The organism is Streptomyces sp. GL_141 (assembly GCF_057834385.1).
Genome location: NZ_CM174402.1, coordinates 6,802,663 through 6,815,155, shown reverse-complemented (window position 1 = coordinate 6,815,155; position 12,493 = coordinate 6,802,663). Strand labels below are relative to the sequence as shown.

Here is a 12,493-nt window from a genome sequence, read left to right as displayed (position 1 = left end):
TCTGTCGGACTAGGAGACGGCCTCGGCCGCCGCGCGGCCGGCCGCGCGGCCCGAGAAGATGCAGCCGCCGAGGAAGGTGCCCTCCAGGGCCCGGTAGCCGTGGACGCCGCCGCCGCCGAAGCCGGCGGCCTCGCCCGCCGCGTAGAGGCCGGGGAGGGGTTCTCCCGTGGCGGTCAGGACGCGGGAGGAGAGGTCGGTCTCCAGGCCGCCCAGCGACTTGCGGGTCAGGATCGAGAGCCTGACGGCGATCAGCGGGCCGGCCGCGGGGTCCAGGATCCGGTGCGGGGCGGCGGTGCGGATCAGCTTGTCGCCGAGGTACTTGCGGGCGCCGTGGATCGCCGTGACCTGGAGGTCCTTGGTGAAGGGGTTGGCGATCTCCCGGTCGCGGGAGACGATTTCGCGCCGGACCGTCTCCTCGTCGAGGAGCCCGTCCTTGGTGATCGCGTTCATGCCGCGCACCAGTGCGGAGAGGTCCTTCTCCACGACGAAGTCGGCGCCGTTGTCCATGAAGGCCTTCACGGGGCCGGGGACGGCCTGGCGCGCCCGGTCGATGACCCCGCGGACCGACTTGCCGGTCAGGTCGGGGTTCTGCTCGGACCCGGAGAGCCCGAACTCCTTGCCGATGATGCGCTGGTTGAGGACGAACCACGTGTGGTCGTGCCCGGTCTTCATGATGTGGTCGAGCGTGCCGAGGGTGTCGAAGCCCGGGAACAGCGGTACGGGCAGCCGCTTGCCGGTGGCGTCCAGCCAGAGCGAGGACGGGCCGGGCAGGATGCGGATGCCGTGCTTGGCCCAGATCGGGTTCCAGTTCTCGATGCCCTCGGTGTAGTGCCACATCCGGTCCTTGTTGATGTGGCTGGCGCCCGCCCCTTCCGCGATGCCCAGCATCAGGCCGTCCACGTGGGCCGGGACCCCGGAGAGCAGCCGCGCGGGCGGGGTGCCCAGGCGGGCGGGCCACTGGGCCCGTACGAGGTCGTGGTTGCCGCCGATGCCGCCGCTGGTCACGATCACGGCCTGGGCGCGCAGGGAGAACTCCCCGGTGGCCTCGCGGCCGCTCGCGGTGCCGCGCACGGCGTCGGAGGGGGCCAGGACCTCGCCGGTCACGGTGTCGAGGGTGCCCGCCGTGCGGGAGAGCCCGGTGACCCGGTGGCGGAACTTCAGCTGGACCAGCCCGCGGGCCACCCCGGCCCGTACCCGGCGCTCGAAGGGCTCCACGAGGCCGGGGCCGGTGCCCCAGGTGATGTGGAAGCGGGGGACGGAGTTACCGTGGCCGTTCGCGTCGTAGCCGCCGCGCTCCGCCCAGCCGACGACGGGGAAGAAGCGGACGCCCTGGGCGTGCAGCCAGGGGCGCTTCTCGCCGGCCGCGAAGTCCACGTAGGCCTCGGCCCAGCGGCGCGGCCAGGCGTCCTCCTCGCGGTCGAAGCCGGCGGTGCCGGACCAGTCCTGGAGGGCCAGCTCGCGGGTGTCCTTGATCCGCATGCGGCGCTGTTCGGGCGAGTCGACGAAGAACAGGCCGCCGAAGGACCAGTGGGCCTGGCCTCCCAGGGACTGTTCGGGCTCCTGGTCGAGCAGGATGACCTTGCGGCCGGCGTCGACGAGCTCGGCGGTGGCCACGAGGCCCGCGAGCCCGGCCCCGATCACGATCACGTCTGCGTCGTACGTCATGTGGAACCCGTCCTCCGTCGATGGTGGGGCGATCCTTTGCTACGGAGCGGTAACCAGTCAACAGGAGCGGAGGGATCACGGCATGAGCGCGGCCGACGAGGTACTGGACGTGGTGGACCGGGAGGACCGGGTGACGGGGCGCGCGCCGCGGGGCGAGGTGTACGCGGCCGGGCTGATCCACCGCTGCGTGTTCGTGCTGGCCCGGGACGGGCAGGGGCGGATCTTCACGCACCGGCGGACGGATTCGAAGCTGGTCTTCCCCTCGTTCTACGACATGTTCGTGGGCGGGGTGGTCGGCGCCGGCGAGAGCTACGCCGGGGCGGCCCTGCGGGAGGCCGAGGAGGAGCTGGGGGTGGCGGGGCTGGGGCAGCCCGAGCCGCTGTTCAAGTTTTTGTACGAGGGCCCGGGCGGGGCCTGGTGGAGCTACGTGCACGAGGTGCGCTGCGAGCTGCCGGTCCGGCCGCAGGGCTCGGAGGTGGCCTGGCACGCGTGGCTGCCCGAGGAGGAGGTGGGGCGGCGGGTCGCGGACGGCTCCTGGCCGTGGGTGCCGGACGGGCTGGAGGCGTACCGCAGGCTGCTGGAGTTCCGCGGCCGGGCTCCGGGCGCCGCCGGGGCGGGACGCCAGTAGATTGGGCGGGTGATCGACTTCGTCAAGGACGTGCGGCTGTGGTTCGCGCCGGCTCGGGTGAGGGACGAGGGCGAGACCCCCGACTACCGCTTCTCGCTGGCCAACGAGCGGACCTTCCTGGCCTGGATCAGGACCGCCCTGGCCCTGATCGGCGGCGGGTTCGCCGTGGACCAGTTCCTGCCCGACCTGCGGTGGGGGGTCCGCGTGGCGATGGCCTTCGCGCTGCTCGCGGTGGGCGCGGCCTGCTCCCTGCGCGCGGTGAACCACTGGGTGCGGTGCGAGCGGGCGATGCGGCACGGCGAGGACCTGCCGATGTCCCGGTTCCCGGTGGTGCTGAGCCTGGGGGTCGGGCTGGTCGCGGTGGCGATGGTGGTGGTCGTCCTGCTCGGCTGGACGAAGGGGCGGTGAGCGCCCGGGCCGACGCCGCCGACCGCGAGGGGCCCGGCGGCCGCGACGCGGGGCTGCAGCCCGAGCGGACCCGGCTCGCGTGGCGGCGTACGACCCTGTCCTGCACGGTGGTGGCCGTCCTGGCGCTGCGCCAGGCCCTGCACGGGGCCGGCTCCCTGGTGGCGGTCGCCGGGGTCGCGGTGATCGCGCTGCTCTGGCTGGCCTTCATGGGGGTGGCGCACCGGCGGGTGCGGGAGCTGGCGGCGGCGCGGCCGGCCGGGCTCGCGGTGGGTGCGGCGCTGGCCGCGACGGCGTGCACGGTGGGCCTGGCCGTGTTCGCGATGGCGGTCATCGTGTGAGCCGACGAACCGATGGTCAGCCTTGTGACGCCACTCCGGTGCGCAGCGGACACAAGGGGCGAACCCGGTTGTTCCGCACTAGCGTCGGCGTCATGACGACTCTGCACCAGGAACACCCCGCGCAGGAGCACGCCCACGCCCACGGGCCCGACTGCGGCCACCAGGCGGTCGAGCACGGCGACCACGTCGACTACGCGCACGACGGCCATCTGCACCGCGAGCACTCCGGGCACTGGGACGAATGCGAGCCCGCCGGGCACGCCCCGCACACCGCGCACGAGCACACCCACGGCTCGGACTGCGGTCACGACTCGGTCCCGCACGGGGACCACGTCGACTACGTGCACGACGGGCACCGGCACGCGGAGCACGACGGACACTACGACGACCACTGACGACCACTGACGGCCGCTGACGGACGCCGACGTCCGAACTCCCCCTCCCCCGGGGCGCCGTGACTGGCAGGATGCCGAAGGCCCGTAACAGCGACCCGGGGAGAGCGCGGATGCCCGCCGAAGAGCCGTACGTCGTCCAGCCCGCGCCCGGGGTCCACGCCTACGTGCAGCCGGACGGCGGCTGGTGCCTCAACAACGCCGGCTTCGTGACCGGCGGCGGCCGGACGCTGCTCGTCGACACGGCGGCCACCGAGCGGCGGGCGCTGGCCCTGCGCGCGGCGGTGCTGGCCGCGGGGGCGCCGCTCCCCCGCACGGTGGTCAACACCCACCACCACGGCGACCACACCTACGGCAACGCCGCGTTCGCCCCGGAGGCGCTGGTCCTGGGGCACGAGAACTCGCGCTCCGAGCAGCTCGCCGCCGGGCGCCAGCTGGAGCTGATCTGGCCGGCGACCGACTTCGGCGCACCGGACATCACCGCGCCCGATCTGACGTACGGCGACCGGATGACCCTGCACGTCGGGGAGACCGAGGTACGGGTCCTCCACCCGGGCGTGGCGCACACCACCGGCGACTCGATCGTGTGGCTGCCCGAGCAGCGGGTCGTCTTCACCGGCGACCTGGTCTTCGCGGAGGGCACGCCGTTCCTGGCGATGGGCTCGCTGGCCGGTTCGCTGCGGGCGCTGGAGCTGCTGCGCTCGCTGGGCGCGGAGACGGTCGTACCGGGCCACGGCCCGCTGACGGATCCCGGCGCGTACGAGGCCACCGAGCGCTATCTGCGGTACGTGGCCGAGCTGGCCCGGGAGGGGCGCGAGAAGGGGCTGGCCCCGCTGGAGACGGCCCGGCAGGCCGATCTCGGGGAGTTCGCCGGCTGGCGGGAGAGCGAGCGGCTGGTGGCCAACCTGCACCGGGCGTACGCGGAGCTGGCCGGGGAGCCCGAAGGGGTCCCGCTGGACATCCTGGCGGTGCTGCGGGACATGACGGTGATGAACGGCGGCACGCCGATCCTCTGCCACGCCTGACCGACGGGCGGGGCCGGGGGGAGCCGGAGGGAGCCGGGCCGGAGATCCCGTCGGCTCGGGCACTGGACGACATACCGACTGGTCGGCATCATGGGTCGCGATCGTTCCGTCGTCGTCAACCCCGTACGGAGGCGCGCACCATGACCTCAGCCCCGGGCCCGGCCCCCGCCCCGGATCGCCCCGCGGCCCCCTCCGCGGCCCCCTCCGGCCCGCGGGGCCTCGATCTGGAGCGGCTGCGCGGTCATCTCGACCGGGCGCTGCCGGGCCTCGCGGCCGGGCCGCTGACCGGCCGGCTGATCGAAGGCGGCCGCTCGAACCTCACGTACGAGGTGGGCGACGGGAGCTCCCGGTGGGTGGTGCGCCGGCCGCCGCTGGGGCACGTACTGGCCACCGCGCACGACATGCGGCGCGAGCACCGGGTCATCGCGGCGCTGCACGGCACCGCGGTGCCGGTGCCCGAGCCGCTGCTGCTGTGCGAGGACGACTCCGTGCTGGGTGCGCCGTTCTACGTGATGGAGTACGTGGACGGGGTGCCGTACCGGACGGCCGGCCAACTCGCCGCGCTCGGCCCCGAGCGGACCCGGCGGGCGGTGCTGGGCCTGGTGGACACCCTGGTCGACCTGCACGCCGTGGACCCGGAGGCGGTGGGCCTGGGCGACTTCGGGCGGCCCGAGGGCTTCCTGGACCGGCAGCTGCGCCGCTGGGGCAAACAGCTCGCGGCCTCCCGGGGGCGGGAGCTCGCCGGGATCGACGAGCTGCACGGGGCACTCGGGCGGGCGCTGCCCGACTCCCCCGCGCCCACGGTGGTGCACGGGGACTTCCGGCTGGACAACGTGCTGATCGGCGCGGCCCCGTCCGGCACCGACGAGATCCGGGCGGTGCTGGACTGGGAGATGTCCACGCTCGGCGATCCGCTGACGGACCTCGGTCTGCTGGTGATGTACAGCTCCGACCTGGGGCTGACCGACTCCCCGGTCAGTACGACCAGCGCGGCGCCCGGCCACCCGGCTCCCGCCGAGCTGATCGAGCGGTACGCGGCCCGCTCGGGCCGGGACGTCTCGCAGGTCGCCTGGTACACGGCCTTCGCCTGGTTCAAGCTCGCCGTGATCCTCGAAGGCATCCACTACCGCTTCACGCTCGGGCAGACCGTCGGCGCGGGCTTCGACCGGATCGGCGAGCTGGTCCCGGTCTTCATCGAGCACGGTCTGACCACGCTCCGGCAACCACACGAAGGTTGAGGAACCCCCGATGGAATTCTCATTCGACGCCCGCACCGAGGAACTCCGCGGACGGCTCCTCGCGTTCATGGAGGAGTACGTCTACCCGGCGGAACCCGTCGCCGCCGAGCAGCGCGCGCGGCTGGCCTCGCCCTGGGACACCCCGGCCGTGTTCGGTGAACTGAAGGCCGAGGCGCGCCGTCAGGGGCTCTGGAACCTCTTCTTCGTCAACCAGCACAGCCTGCCCGATGCGGAGTACGGCGCCGGGCTGACCAACCTCCAGTACGCCCCGCTCGCCGAGATCACCGGGCGCAGCCCGCACCTGGCGCCGACGGCGACGAACTGCGCGGCTCCGGACACCGGGAACATGGAGCTGCTCGCGCAGTTCGGGAACGAGGAGCAGAAGAAGCAGTGGCTGGAGCCGCTGCTGGCCGGGGAGATCCGGTCCGCGTTCGCAATGACCGAGCCGGAGGTGGCCTCCTCGGACGCCACGAACATCGAGACGCGGATCGAGCGTTCCGCGAGCGGCGACGAGTACGTGATCACGGGTCGCAAGTGGTTCATCTCCGGGGCGATGAACCCGGACTGCAAGATCTTCATCGTCATGGGCAAGACCGACCCCGGGGGCGCCGACCCGCGCCGCCAGCAGTCCATGATCCTGGTGCCCCGGGACACTCCGGGGGTCGAGATCCGGCGCGCGATGACCGTGTACGGGTACGAGGACCACGACCACGGCGGCCACGCCGAGGTCGTCTTCGACGGGGCCCGGGTCCCGGCGGGGAACCTGATCGGCGAGGAGGGCGGCGGCTTCGCCATCGCGCAGGCCCGCCTCGGGCCGGGGCGGATCCACCACTGCATGCGGCTCATCGGCATGGCGGAGCGGGCCATCGAGCTGATGTGCCGGCGCGCGGTGGGACGTACCGCCTTCGGCAAGGAGCTGGCCGCGCAGGGCGTCGTACAGAACTGGATCGCGGACGCCCGGGTCACCGTGGAGCAGCTGCGGCTGCTGGTGCTGAAGACGGCCTGGCTGATGGACACGGCCGGCAACCGGGGGGCGCACACCGAGATCCAGGCCATCAAGATCGCGACCCCGCGGGCGGTGGTGCGGATCCTGGACGACGCGGTGCAGCTGCACGGTGCGGGCGGGGTGAGCCAGGACTTCCCGCTGGCCGAGCTGTGGGCGGCGGCGCGGACGCTGCGGCTGGCGGACGGGCCGGACGAGGTGCACCAGCGTTCGCTGGCGCACCGGGAGCTGAAGCGGTACCGGTAGCCCCGGCGGGCATGGCGGGGGGCGGGTGGCGGAGGGCGGGGTGCGGGGGGACTTCGGTCCCGCGGGAGCGGACCTTTAATGGTCCAGACCACTCGGGAAGTCCGATATATTCGGTATTTCCCCCAGTGAAAGTGCCCTTCGCCATGCCCAGCTCCACCCTGGCCCCCGCCGCCGCGCCGCACGCCACGGCCTCCCCCGTCACCGCGCCGCAGGTCATGGCCAACCCCGGCCCGCTCGGCCTGGCGGCGTTCGCCCTCACCACCTTCGTGCTCAGCCTCTTCAACTCGGGGCTGATCTCGAACGCCGCGCTCAGCGCCGTCGTGCTGCCGCTGGCGCTGTTCTACGGCGGCCTCGCGCAGTTCGTCGCGGGCGTGCTGGAGTTCCGCCGCGGCAACACCTTCGGGACCACGGCGTTCGTCTCGTACGGCGCGTTCTGGATGTCCTTCGCCGGCTACGTGAAGTTCGTCGTCCCGACGCTGCCGGCCGACCAGGCGCACGTGGCGACCGGCTGGTTCCTCGTGGGCTGGTTCATCTTCACCGCGTACATGTCGATCGCCGCCATGAAGCTGGACGTCGCGCACCGCGTGCTGTTCGTCTCGCTGGCGCTGACCTTCCTGTTCCTCGCCCTCGGCGACCTGGCGCAGAGCACGGCACTGGGCCACACCGGCGGCTTCCTCGGCCTCTTCACCGCGGGCGTCGCCTGGTACATCTCCTTCGCCGTGGTCGCCAAGGAGACCTGGGGCCGCGAGGTCGCACCGCTCGGCTAGGACGTCTCCACGGCCATCGGCGGGGCGACCGGCACGGTGTTGCCCGCCGCCGCCTCGATGACCTCGTCCAGCACCTCACGGGACCGGAGCAGATCGGCGATCAGCCGGTCTATCCGGTCCCGTTCCGTTGTCAGCTCGGCGACGAGCGCGGGCGTGGCCCGTACGTTCGGCCCACCGTCCGCGTCGCGCATGCAGGGCAGGATCTGCCCGATCTTCGCGCTGTGCAGCCCGGCCGCGTAGAGCTCCTGGATCCGGATGACCCGGTCCACCGCCCGCTCCGGGTAGGCGCGGTGGCCGCCGGGCGTCCGGTCGGAGACCAGCAGCCCCTGGGTCTCGTAGTAACGCAGCGAACGCTCGCTGACCCCGGTGCGCGCCGCCAACTCCCCGATCCGCATGTGCGCTCCGCCCCGAGTCCCGACTTGAATCTGACATCAGTGTCAGGTTTTACGGTACCGGCATGACGCAGACACAGCAGGTCCCCGCCGCATCCCGTCTCTTCGAATCCGCCCGCCTCGGCGGCCTGGAGCTCCCCAGCCGCCTGGTCATGGCGCCGCTGACCCGCAACCGGGCAGGGGCCGACGGGGTCCCCGGGGCGCTCATGGCCGCCTACTACGCCCAGCGCGCCTCGGCCGGTCTGATCATCGCCGAGGGCACCACCCCGAGCGCCGTCGGGCAGACCTACCCGAACATCCCCGGCATCCACAGCGCGGCCCAGGTCGCCGGCTGGCGCCGCGTCACCGACGCCGTGCACGCCGCCGGCGGGCGGATGTTCCTCCAGCTGCAGCACGGCGGCCGGGTCGGGCACCCCGACACCAGCGGGCACGTCCCGCTCGCCCCCTCGTCGGTGCGGTTCCCGGAACCGCTGCAGACCCCCGGCGGTCTCCAGGACGCCGTCGCCCCGCGGGAGATGACGCCCGAGGACATCGAGGCGACCATCGCGGACTTCGCGACCGCCGCCCGCAACGCCGTCGAGGCGGGCTTCGCCGGGGTGGAGGTGCACTCCGCCAACGGGCACCTGCTCCACCAGTTCCTGGCGCGGAACACCAACCTGCGCACCGACGGGTGGGGCGGGGCGGTGGCGGGCCGGATCCGGTTCACCACCCAGGTGGTACGGGCCGTGGCCGAGGCGGTCGGACCCGAGCGGGTCGGCGTACGGATCTCCCCCGGGGTGAACGTCAACGGCGTCGAGGAGGGCGACACCGAGGAGATCTACCCGGCGCTGGTCGAGGCCCTGGCGGAGGTCGGGCCCGTCTACCTGCACCTGGTCCACGCCGACCCGGACCAGCCCCTCTTCCGGACGATCCGCGCGGCCTGGCCCGGCACCCTGATCGCCAACCCCCGGCTGTCCCACGAGGAGGTCGCCTCCGACGGCGGCGGGCCGCGGGCCGAGGCGCTCCTGGCCGGCGGCGCCGACCTGGTCGCGCTCGGGCGGGGGTTCCTCGCCAACCCCGACTTCGTGGAGCGGCTGCGCACCGGCGCCCCGCTCAACGAGCTCCGGCCGGAGTTCCTGATGTACGTGTCCGGGCCGGAGGGCTACACCGACTACCCCGCGCTCCCGCCCGTGCCCGCTACGGGCGCAGCGCCCGCATCAGCAGGTCCGCGAGGTGGTCGGCAACCTGCTGCGGCGTGAGCGGGCCGTCCTCGTGGTACCAGGTCGACAGGTGGTGGACGGAGCCGAAGTGGTAGTCCACCACCAGGTCGGCCGGGGTTGCGTCGGAGAAGACCCCGGTGCGCTGCCCCTCCTCGACCAGCGCGCGGAAGCGCTCGTGGTAGCGCCGGCGCTCCGCCCGGACCTGCTTGGACTTCTCCGGGCTCAGCTGGTGCATGGAGCGGAAGAAGATCGCCGCGTCGTCCAGGTTCTCGATCGTGGTGACCACCACGTCGGCGGCCGCGGCGCGCAGCCGCTCCTCCACCGGCGCGTCGGAATCGGCCACCGCGTCGAGCCGCTGCTGCTGGAGCCGCAGCATGCGCGCGTACACCTCGTGCAGCAGATCGTCCTTGGATCCGAAGTAGTGGTAGAGCGCGCCCTTGGTGACCCCGGCCGCCTCGACGATCTCCTGGACCGAGGTCCGGTCGTACCCGCGCTCGGCGAACAGCCTGGTCGCGACGGCGAGCAGGCGCCGCGGTACCGGGGCCTCGTGCGCCCCGACGGTCTCCGTCGTGGTCTTGGCGGCCATGGCTGTCGCCTCCCTTTCGTGGTCCTCGCGTGTACGGGCCGTACGGACGCGGTCCGGCGGTTTTCAGCCGTGGTCGCGGTCGCGCAGTTCCCGTCGCAGGATCTTGCCACTGGTCGTCTTCGGAAGAACAGGCAGGATCTCCACCCGGCGCGGGTATTTGTACGCGGCCAGGCGCTCGGCGCAGTACGCGGACAGTTCCGCGGGGTCCGCCCCGGCCCCGGGGCGCAGGCTGACGTAGGCCATCACGCTCTCCCCGCGGTAGGGGTCGGGGATGCCGACGACGGCCGCCTCGCGCACGGCGGGGTGGGTGTAGAGCACGTCCTCCACCTCGCGCGGCCAGACCTTGAAGCCGGAGGCGTTGATCATGTCCTTCTTGCGGTCGACCACGTAGAGCCAGCCCGCCGGGTCCATGAACCCGACGTCTCCGGTGCGCAGTTCGCCGTCCGGGAAGGCCTTGGCGGTGTCGGCGGGCAGGCCCCAGTAGCCGGGGACGACCTGGGGGCCGCGTACGGCGATCTCCCCGGTCTCGCCGAAGGGGACCTCGGCGCCGCTCTCGTCGAGGATCCGGACGAGGGTGTCGGCGCCGGGGACGCCCACGGAGAGGGTGCCCGAGGCCGGGTCGACCGGGGCTTCGAGGTGGACGGGTACGGAGGCGCAGGGGGCGGTGCATTCGGTGAGGCCGTAGCCGTTGCGCAGGTAGAAGCCGTAGGCGGCGCGCAGCCGTTCGACCAGGGCGGGCGGCAGCGGGGCGCCGCCGGAGGAGAGCACCCGGAAGGAGGCGAAGTGGTCCGGGGTGGCCCCGGGGTGGGCGGCGAGCGCCATGAAGGCGGTGGCCGGGCCCACCGTGTAGGCGGGGCGGTGTTCGAGGAAGGCGTCGAGGACGGCTCCGGCGTCGAAGCGGTGGGCGAGGACCAGGGTGCCGGCGTTGGTGAAGCAGGCGGCGAGCTCGCACACCATGCCGGTGATGTGGAAGAGCGGGGCGAGCGCGAAGTAGCCGGCGCCTTCGGGGAGGGGATGGCCGGTCACCTGGCGGACGGCGTTGTGGGTGAGCGCGCCGTGCGGGTTCATGGCGCCCTTGGGGGTGCCGCTGGTGCCGGAGGTGTAGCTGATGAGGGCGGTGTCGGCGGCCGCGAGGTCCGGGTCGGGCGGGGCGGGGCGGCCCTGGCGGGCCACTGTGGCGAGATCGGCGGTGTCGGCCGGCTGCTCCGGGCGGCTCGGCGCGAGGACCCGTACGTCGTCGCGGGTCTGGAAGTCCAGGTCGCAGGCGGTCAGGACGGTGCGTACGGCGGTCTCGTGCGCGGCCCCGCGCAGGTACGCGGACCAGGCGCGGGCCTCGCAGACCAGGGCGGTGGCGCCGGAGTCGCGCAGGATGTGGCCGACCTCGCCGGACTTGTACATGGGGTTGAGCGGGACCACGACCGCCCCGGCCTTCCAGGCGGCCAGGACGGCGAGCACGAAGTGCGGGGTGTTCTGGAGCATGACCGCGACCCGGTCCCCGCGGCGGATGCCGTCGGCGGCGAGGTGGCCGGCGAGGGAATCGGAGAGCGCGTCGGCCTCGGCGTAGCTCAGGCGGCCGTCGAAGTAGGCGAGGGCGGTGTGCCCGGGTGCGCGGGCGACGGCGGCGCGGAAGGCGTGCAGCACGCTGGGCGGGGGCGCGATCGGGGCCCGCTGGACCGGGCTGAGCAGGCCGAGCCAGGGCTTGGCGGCGTAGCGGGAGGCGGGGGCGGCCGGGGCGTGCGGGTCCGGCGGCGGGGCCGGCGACGGGTGGGGGGCCGGGGTGTCTGCGGTCACCGGGTCTCCCACTTGCGCTGGAGGTGGTTCATGCCGCTCAGCCAGCGGTCCGGCTCGGTGGCCCGGGCCGCGTAGAAGTCCGCGACCTCGGGGTGCGGGAGGATCAAGAACCGGCCCTTCTCCATGCCGTCGAACAGTGCGTCCGCGACCGCTTCCGGCTCGATCGCGGTCGGCGCGAGGACCAGCTCGCCCGCCGATCCGGCGGCGGTGAGCATGTCGGTCCGGACCCCCTGGGGGCAGATGGCGTGGACCTGGAGCCCGCGGTGGCGGTAGGTCAGCGAGAGCCATTCCGCGAAGGCGAGCGCGCCGTGCTTGGTGACACTGTACGGGGCCGCTCCGATCATGGTCAGCAGTCCGGCGGCCGAGACGGTGGACACGAACCGGCCGCTCCCGCGCTCCAGCCAGTCGGGCAGCAGCAGCCGGGCGGCGCGGACGTGGGCCATGACGTTGGTGTCCCAGGCCGCCTCCCAGACCGCCTCCTCGGCGAAGGCGTCGCCGCCGGAGGCGAGGCCCGCGTTGGCGCAGTAGACGTCCACGGCGCCGCCGAGCGCCTCGCGGGCCTGCGCGGCCACGGCCGAGGCGTCGCCGGGCACCGCGACGGCGCGGGCGCCGATCGCCTCCGCGACGGAGGCCGCCTTGGCGGGGTCGAGGTCGTTGACCGCGACGGTCGCCCCCGCGGCGGCGAAGCGGTGGGCGAGGGCGGCTCCGATGCCGCCGCCCGCGCCGGTGACGACGACTCGCTGGTCCTGGAACGCGTTCACGGGGTCCGCCCTTCGTGTGGTGGTGCCCTGGTTGCCCTGGCGCCCTGGATGGCT

Annotated in this window: 14 protein-coding genes; 9 read left to right on the top strand and 5 right to left on the bottom strand. The window is 73.5% G+C overall.

Going from position 1 to position 12,493, the window contains the following annotated elements:
* Nucleotides 1-9: 9 nt before the first annotated feature.
* Entirely contained in the window at nucleotides 10-1,665 is a 1,656-nt protein-coding gene (locus AC3IX6_RS30290) for an FAD-binding dehydrogenase (RefSeq protein WP_489366343.1), read from the bottom strand.
* A gap of 82 nt (nucleotides 1,666-1,747) precedes the next feature.
* Between AC3IX6_RS30290 and AC3IX6_RS30285 the strand changes: the two genes are divergently transcribed.
* The 8 genes from AC3IX6_RS30285 to AC3IX6_RS30250 all read left to right on the top strand — a co-directional run bounded on the left by AC3IX6_RS30285 (nucleotide 1,748) and on the right by AC3IX6_RS30250 (nucleotide 7,710).
* Nucleotides 1,748-2,293 (top strand): NUDIX hydrolase, encoded by a 546-nt coding sequence (locus AC3IX6_RS30285; protein ID WP_489366341.1) that lies wholly within the window; start codon nucleotides 1,748-1,750, stop codon nucleotides 2,291-2,293.
* Between the two features lie 9 nt (nucleotides 2,294-2,302).
* A complete protein-coding gene (locus AC3IX6_RS30280) occupies nucleotides 2,303-2,701 on the top strand; it encodes a YidH family protein (RefSeq protein WP_489366340.1) in 399 nt (132 codons plus the stop codon).
* Entirely contained in the window at nucleotides 2,698-3,039 is a 342-nt protein-coding gene (locus AC3IX6_RS30275) for a DUF202 domain-containing protein (protein ID WP_489366338.1), read from the top strand. The genes AC3IX6_RS30280 and AC3IX6_RS30275 overlap by 4 nt, the downstream gene beginning before the upstream one ends.
* 92 nt (nucleotides 3,040-3,131) lie before the next feature.
* Nucleotides 3,132-3,434, top strand: coding sequence for a hypothetical protein (locus tag AC3IX6_RS30270; RefSeq protein ID WP_489366336.1), 303 nt, complete (start codon nucleotides 3,132-3,134; stop codon nucleotides 3,432-3,434).
* A 110-nt stretch (nucleotides 3,435-3,544) separates the two neighbouring features.
* Entirely contained in the window at nucleotides 3,545-4,456 is a 912-nt protein-coding gene (locus AC3IX6_RS30265; RefSeq protein WP_489366334.1) for an MBL fold metallo-hydrolase, read from the top strand.
* Nucleotides 4,457-4,596: 140 nt separating this feature from the next.
* A complete protein-coding gene (locus AC3IX6_RS30260; RefSeq protein WP_489366332.1) occupies nucleotides 4,597-5,694 on the top strand; it encodes a phosphotransferase family protein in 1,098 nt (365 codons plus the stop codon).
* 10 nt (nucleotides 5,695-5,704) lie between these two features.
* On the top strand, nucleotides 5,705-6,943 hold the full coding sequence (locus AC3IX6_RS30255; RefSeq protein ID WP_489366330.1) for an acyl-CoA dehydrogenase family protein: 1,239 nt from the start codon (nucleotides 5,705-5,707) through the stop codon (nucleotides 6,941-6,943).
* Between the two features lie 143 nt (nucleotides 6,944-7,086).
* Nucleotides 7,087-7,710, top strand: coding sequence for an acetate uptake transporter (locus tag AC3IX6_RS30250; RefSeq protein ID WP_489366329.1), 624 nt, complete (start codon nucleotides 7,087-7,089; stop codon nucleotides 7,708-7,710).
* On the opposite strand, the gene AC3IX6_RS30245 is transcribed toward AC3IX6_RS30250, so the two are convergent.
* Nucleotides 7,707-8,105, bottom strand: a complete 399-nt coding sequence (locus tag AC3IX6_RS30245; protein WP_489366328.1) for a MerR family transcriptional regulator — start codon at nucleotides 8,103-8,105, stop codon at nucleotides 7,707-7,709. The two genes, AC3IX6_RS30250 and AC3IX6_RS30245, sit on opposite strands and share 4 nt — an antisense overlap.
* A 62-nt stretch (nucleotides 8,106-8,167) precedes the next feature.
* Here AC3IX6_RS30245 and AC3IX6_RS30240 point away from each other — a divergent pair, with 62 nt between their 5' ends.
* Complete coding sequence (locus AC3IX6_RS30240) at nucleotides 8,168-9,340, top strand: alkene reductase (protein ID WP_489366326.1); 1,173 nt, start codon at nucleotides 8,168-8,170, stop codon at nucleotides 9,338-9,340.
* Here the strand turns inward: AC3IX6_RS30240 and AC3IX6_RS30235 are convergent.
* The 3 genes from AC3IX6_RS30235 to AC3IX6_RS30225 form a co-directional block, all read right to left on the bottom strand.
* Nucleotides 9,279-9,887 (bottom strand): TetR/AcrR family transcriptional regulator, encoded by a 609-nt coding sequence (locus tag AC3IX6_RS30235; RefSeq protein ID WP_250740316.1) that lies wholly within the window; start codon nucleotides 9,885-9,887, stop codon nucleotides 9,279-9,281. The two genes, AC3IX6_RS30240 and AC3IX6_RS30235, sit on opposite strands and share 62 nt — an antisense overlap.
* A 63-nt stretch (nucleotides 9,888-9,950) precedes the next feature.
* Complete coding sequence (locus tag AC3IX6_RS30230; RefSeq protein WP_489371608.1) at nucleotides 9,951-11,573, bottom strand: class I adenylate-forming enzyme family protein; 1,623 nt, start codon at nucleotides 11,571-11,573, stop codon at nucleotides 9,951-9,953.
* Between the two features lie 101 nt (nucleotides 11,574-11,674).
* Nucleotides 11,675-12,439, bottom strand: coding sequence for an SDR family oxidoreductase (locus tag AC3IX6_RS30225; RefSeq protein ID WP_489366324.1), 765 nt, complete (start codon nucleotides 12,437-12,439; stop codon nucleotides 11,675-11,677).
* Nucleotides 12,440-12,493 lie beyond the last annotated feature (54 nt).

Coding starts and splice junctions, on each gene's coding strand:
- AC3IX6_RS30290 (WP_489366343.1), bottom strand. CDS start 1,665: ATGACGTACGACGCAGACGTGATCGTGATCGGGGCCGGGCTCGCGGGC.
- AC3IX6_RS30285 (WP_489366341.1), top strand. CDS start 1,748: ATGAGCGCGGCCGACGAGGTACTGGACGTGGTGGACCGGGAGGACCGG.
- AC3IX6_RS30270 (WP_489366336.1), top strand. CDS start 3,132: ATGACGACTCTGCACCAGGAACACCCCGCGCAGGAGCACGCCCACGCC.
- AC3IX6_RS30265 (WP_489366334.1), top strand. CDS start 3,545: ATGCCCGCCGAAGAGCCGTACGTCGTCCAGCCCGCGCCCGGGGTCCAC.
- AC3IX6_RS30260 (WP_489366332.1), top strand. CDS start 4,597: ATGACCTCAGCCCCGGGCCCGGCCCCCGCCCCGGATCGCCCCGCGGCC.
- AC3IX6_RS30255 (WP_489366330.1), top strand. CDS start 5,705: ATGGAATTCTCATTCGACGCCCGCACCGAGGAACTCCGCGGACGGCTC.
- AC3IX6_RS30250 (WP_489366329.1), top strand. CDS start 7,087: ATGCCCAGCTCCACCCTGGCCCCCGCCGCCGCGCCGCACGCCACGGCC.
- AC3IX6_RS30245 (WP_489366328.1), bottom strand. CDS start 8,105: ATGCGGATCGGGGAGTTGGCGGCGCGCACCGGGGTCAGCGAGCGTTCG.
- AC3IX6_RS30240 (WP_489366326.1), top strand. CDS start 8,168: ATGACGCAGACACAGCAGGTCCCCGCCGCATCCCGTCTCTTCGAATCC.
- AC3IX6_RS30235 (WP_250740316.1), bottom strand. CDS start 9,887: ATGGCCGCCAAGACCACGACGGAGACCGTCGGGGCGCACGAGGCCCCG.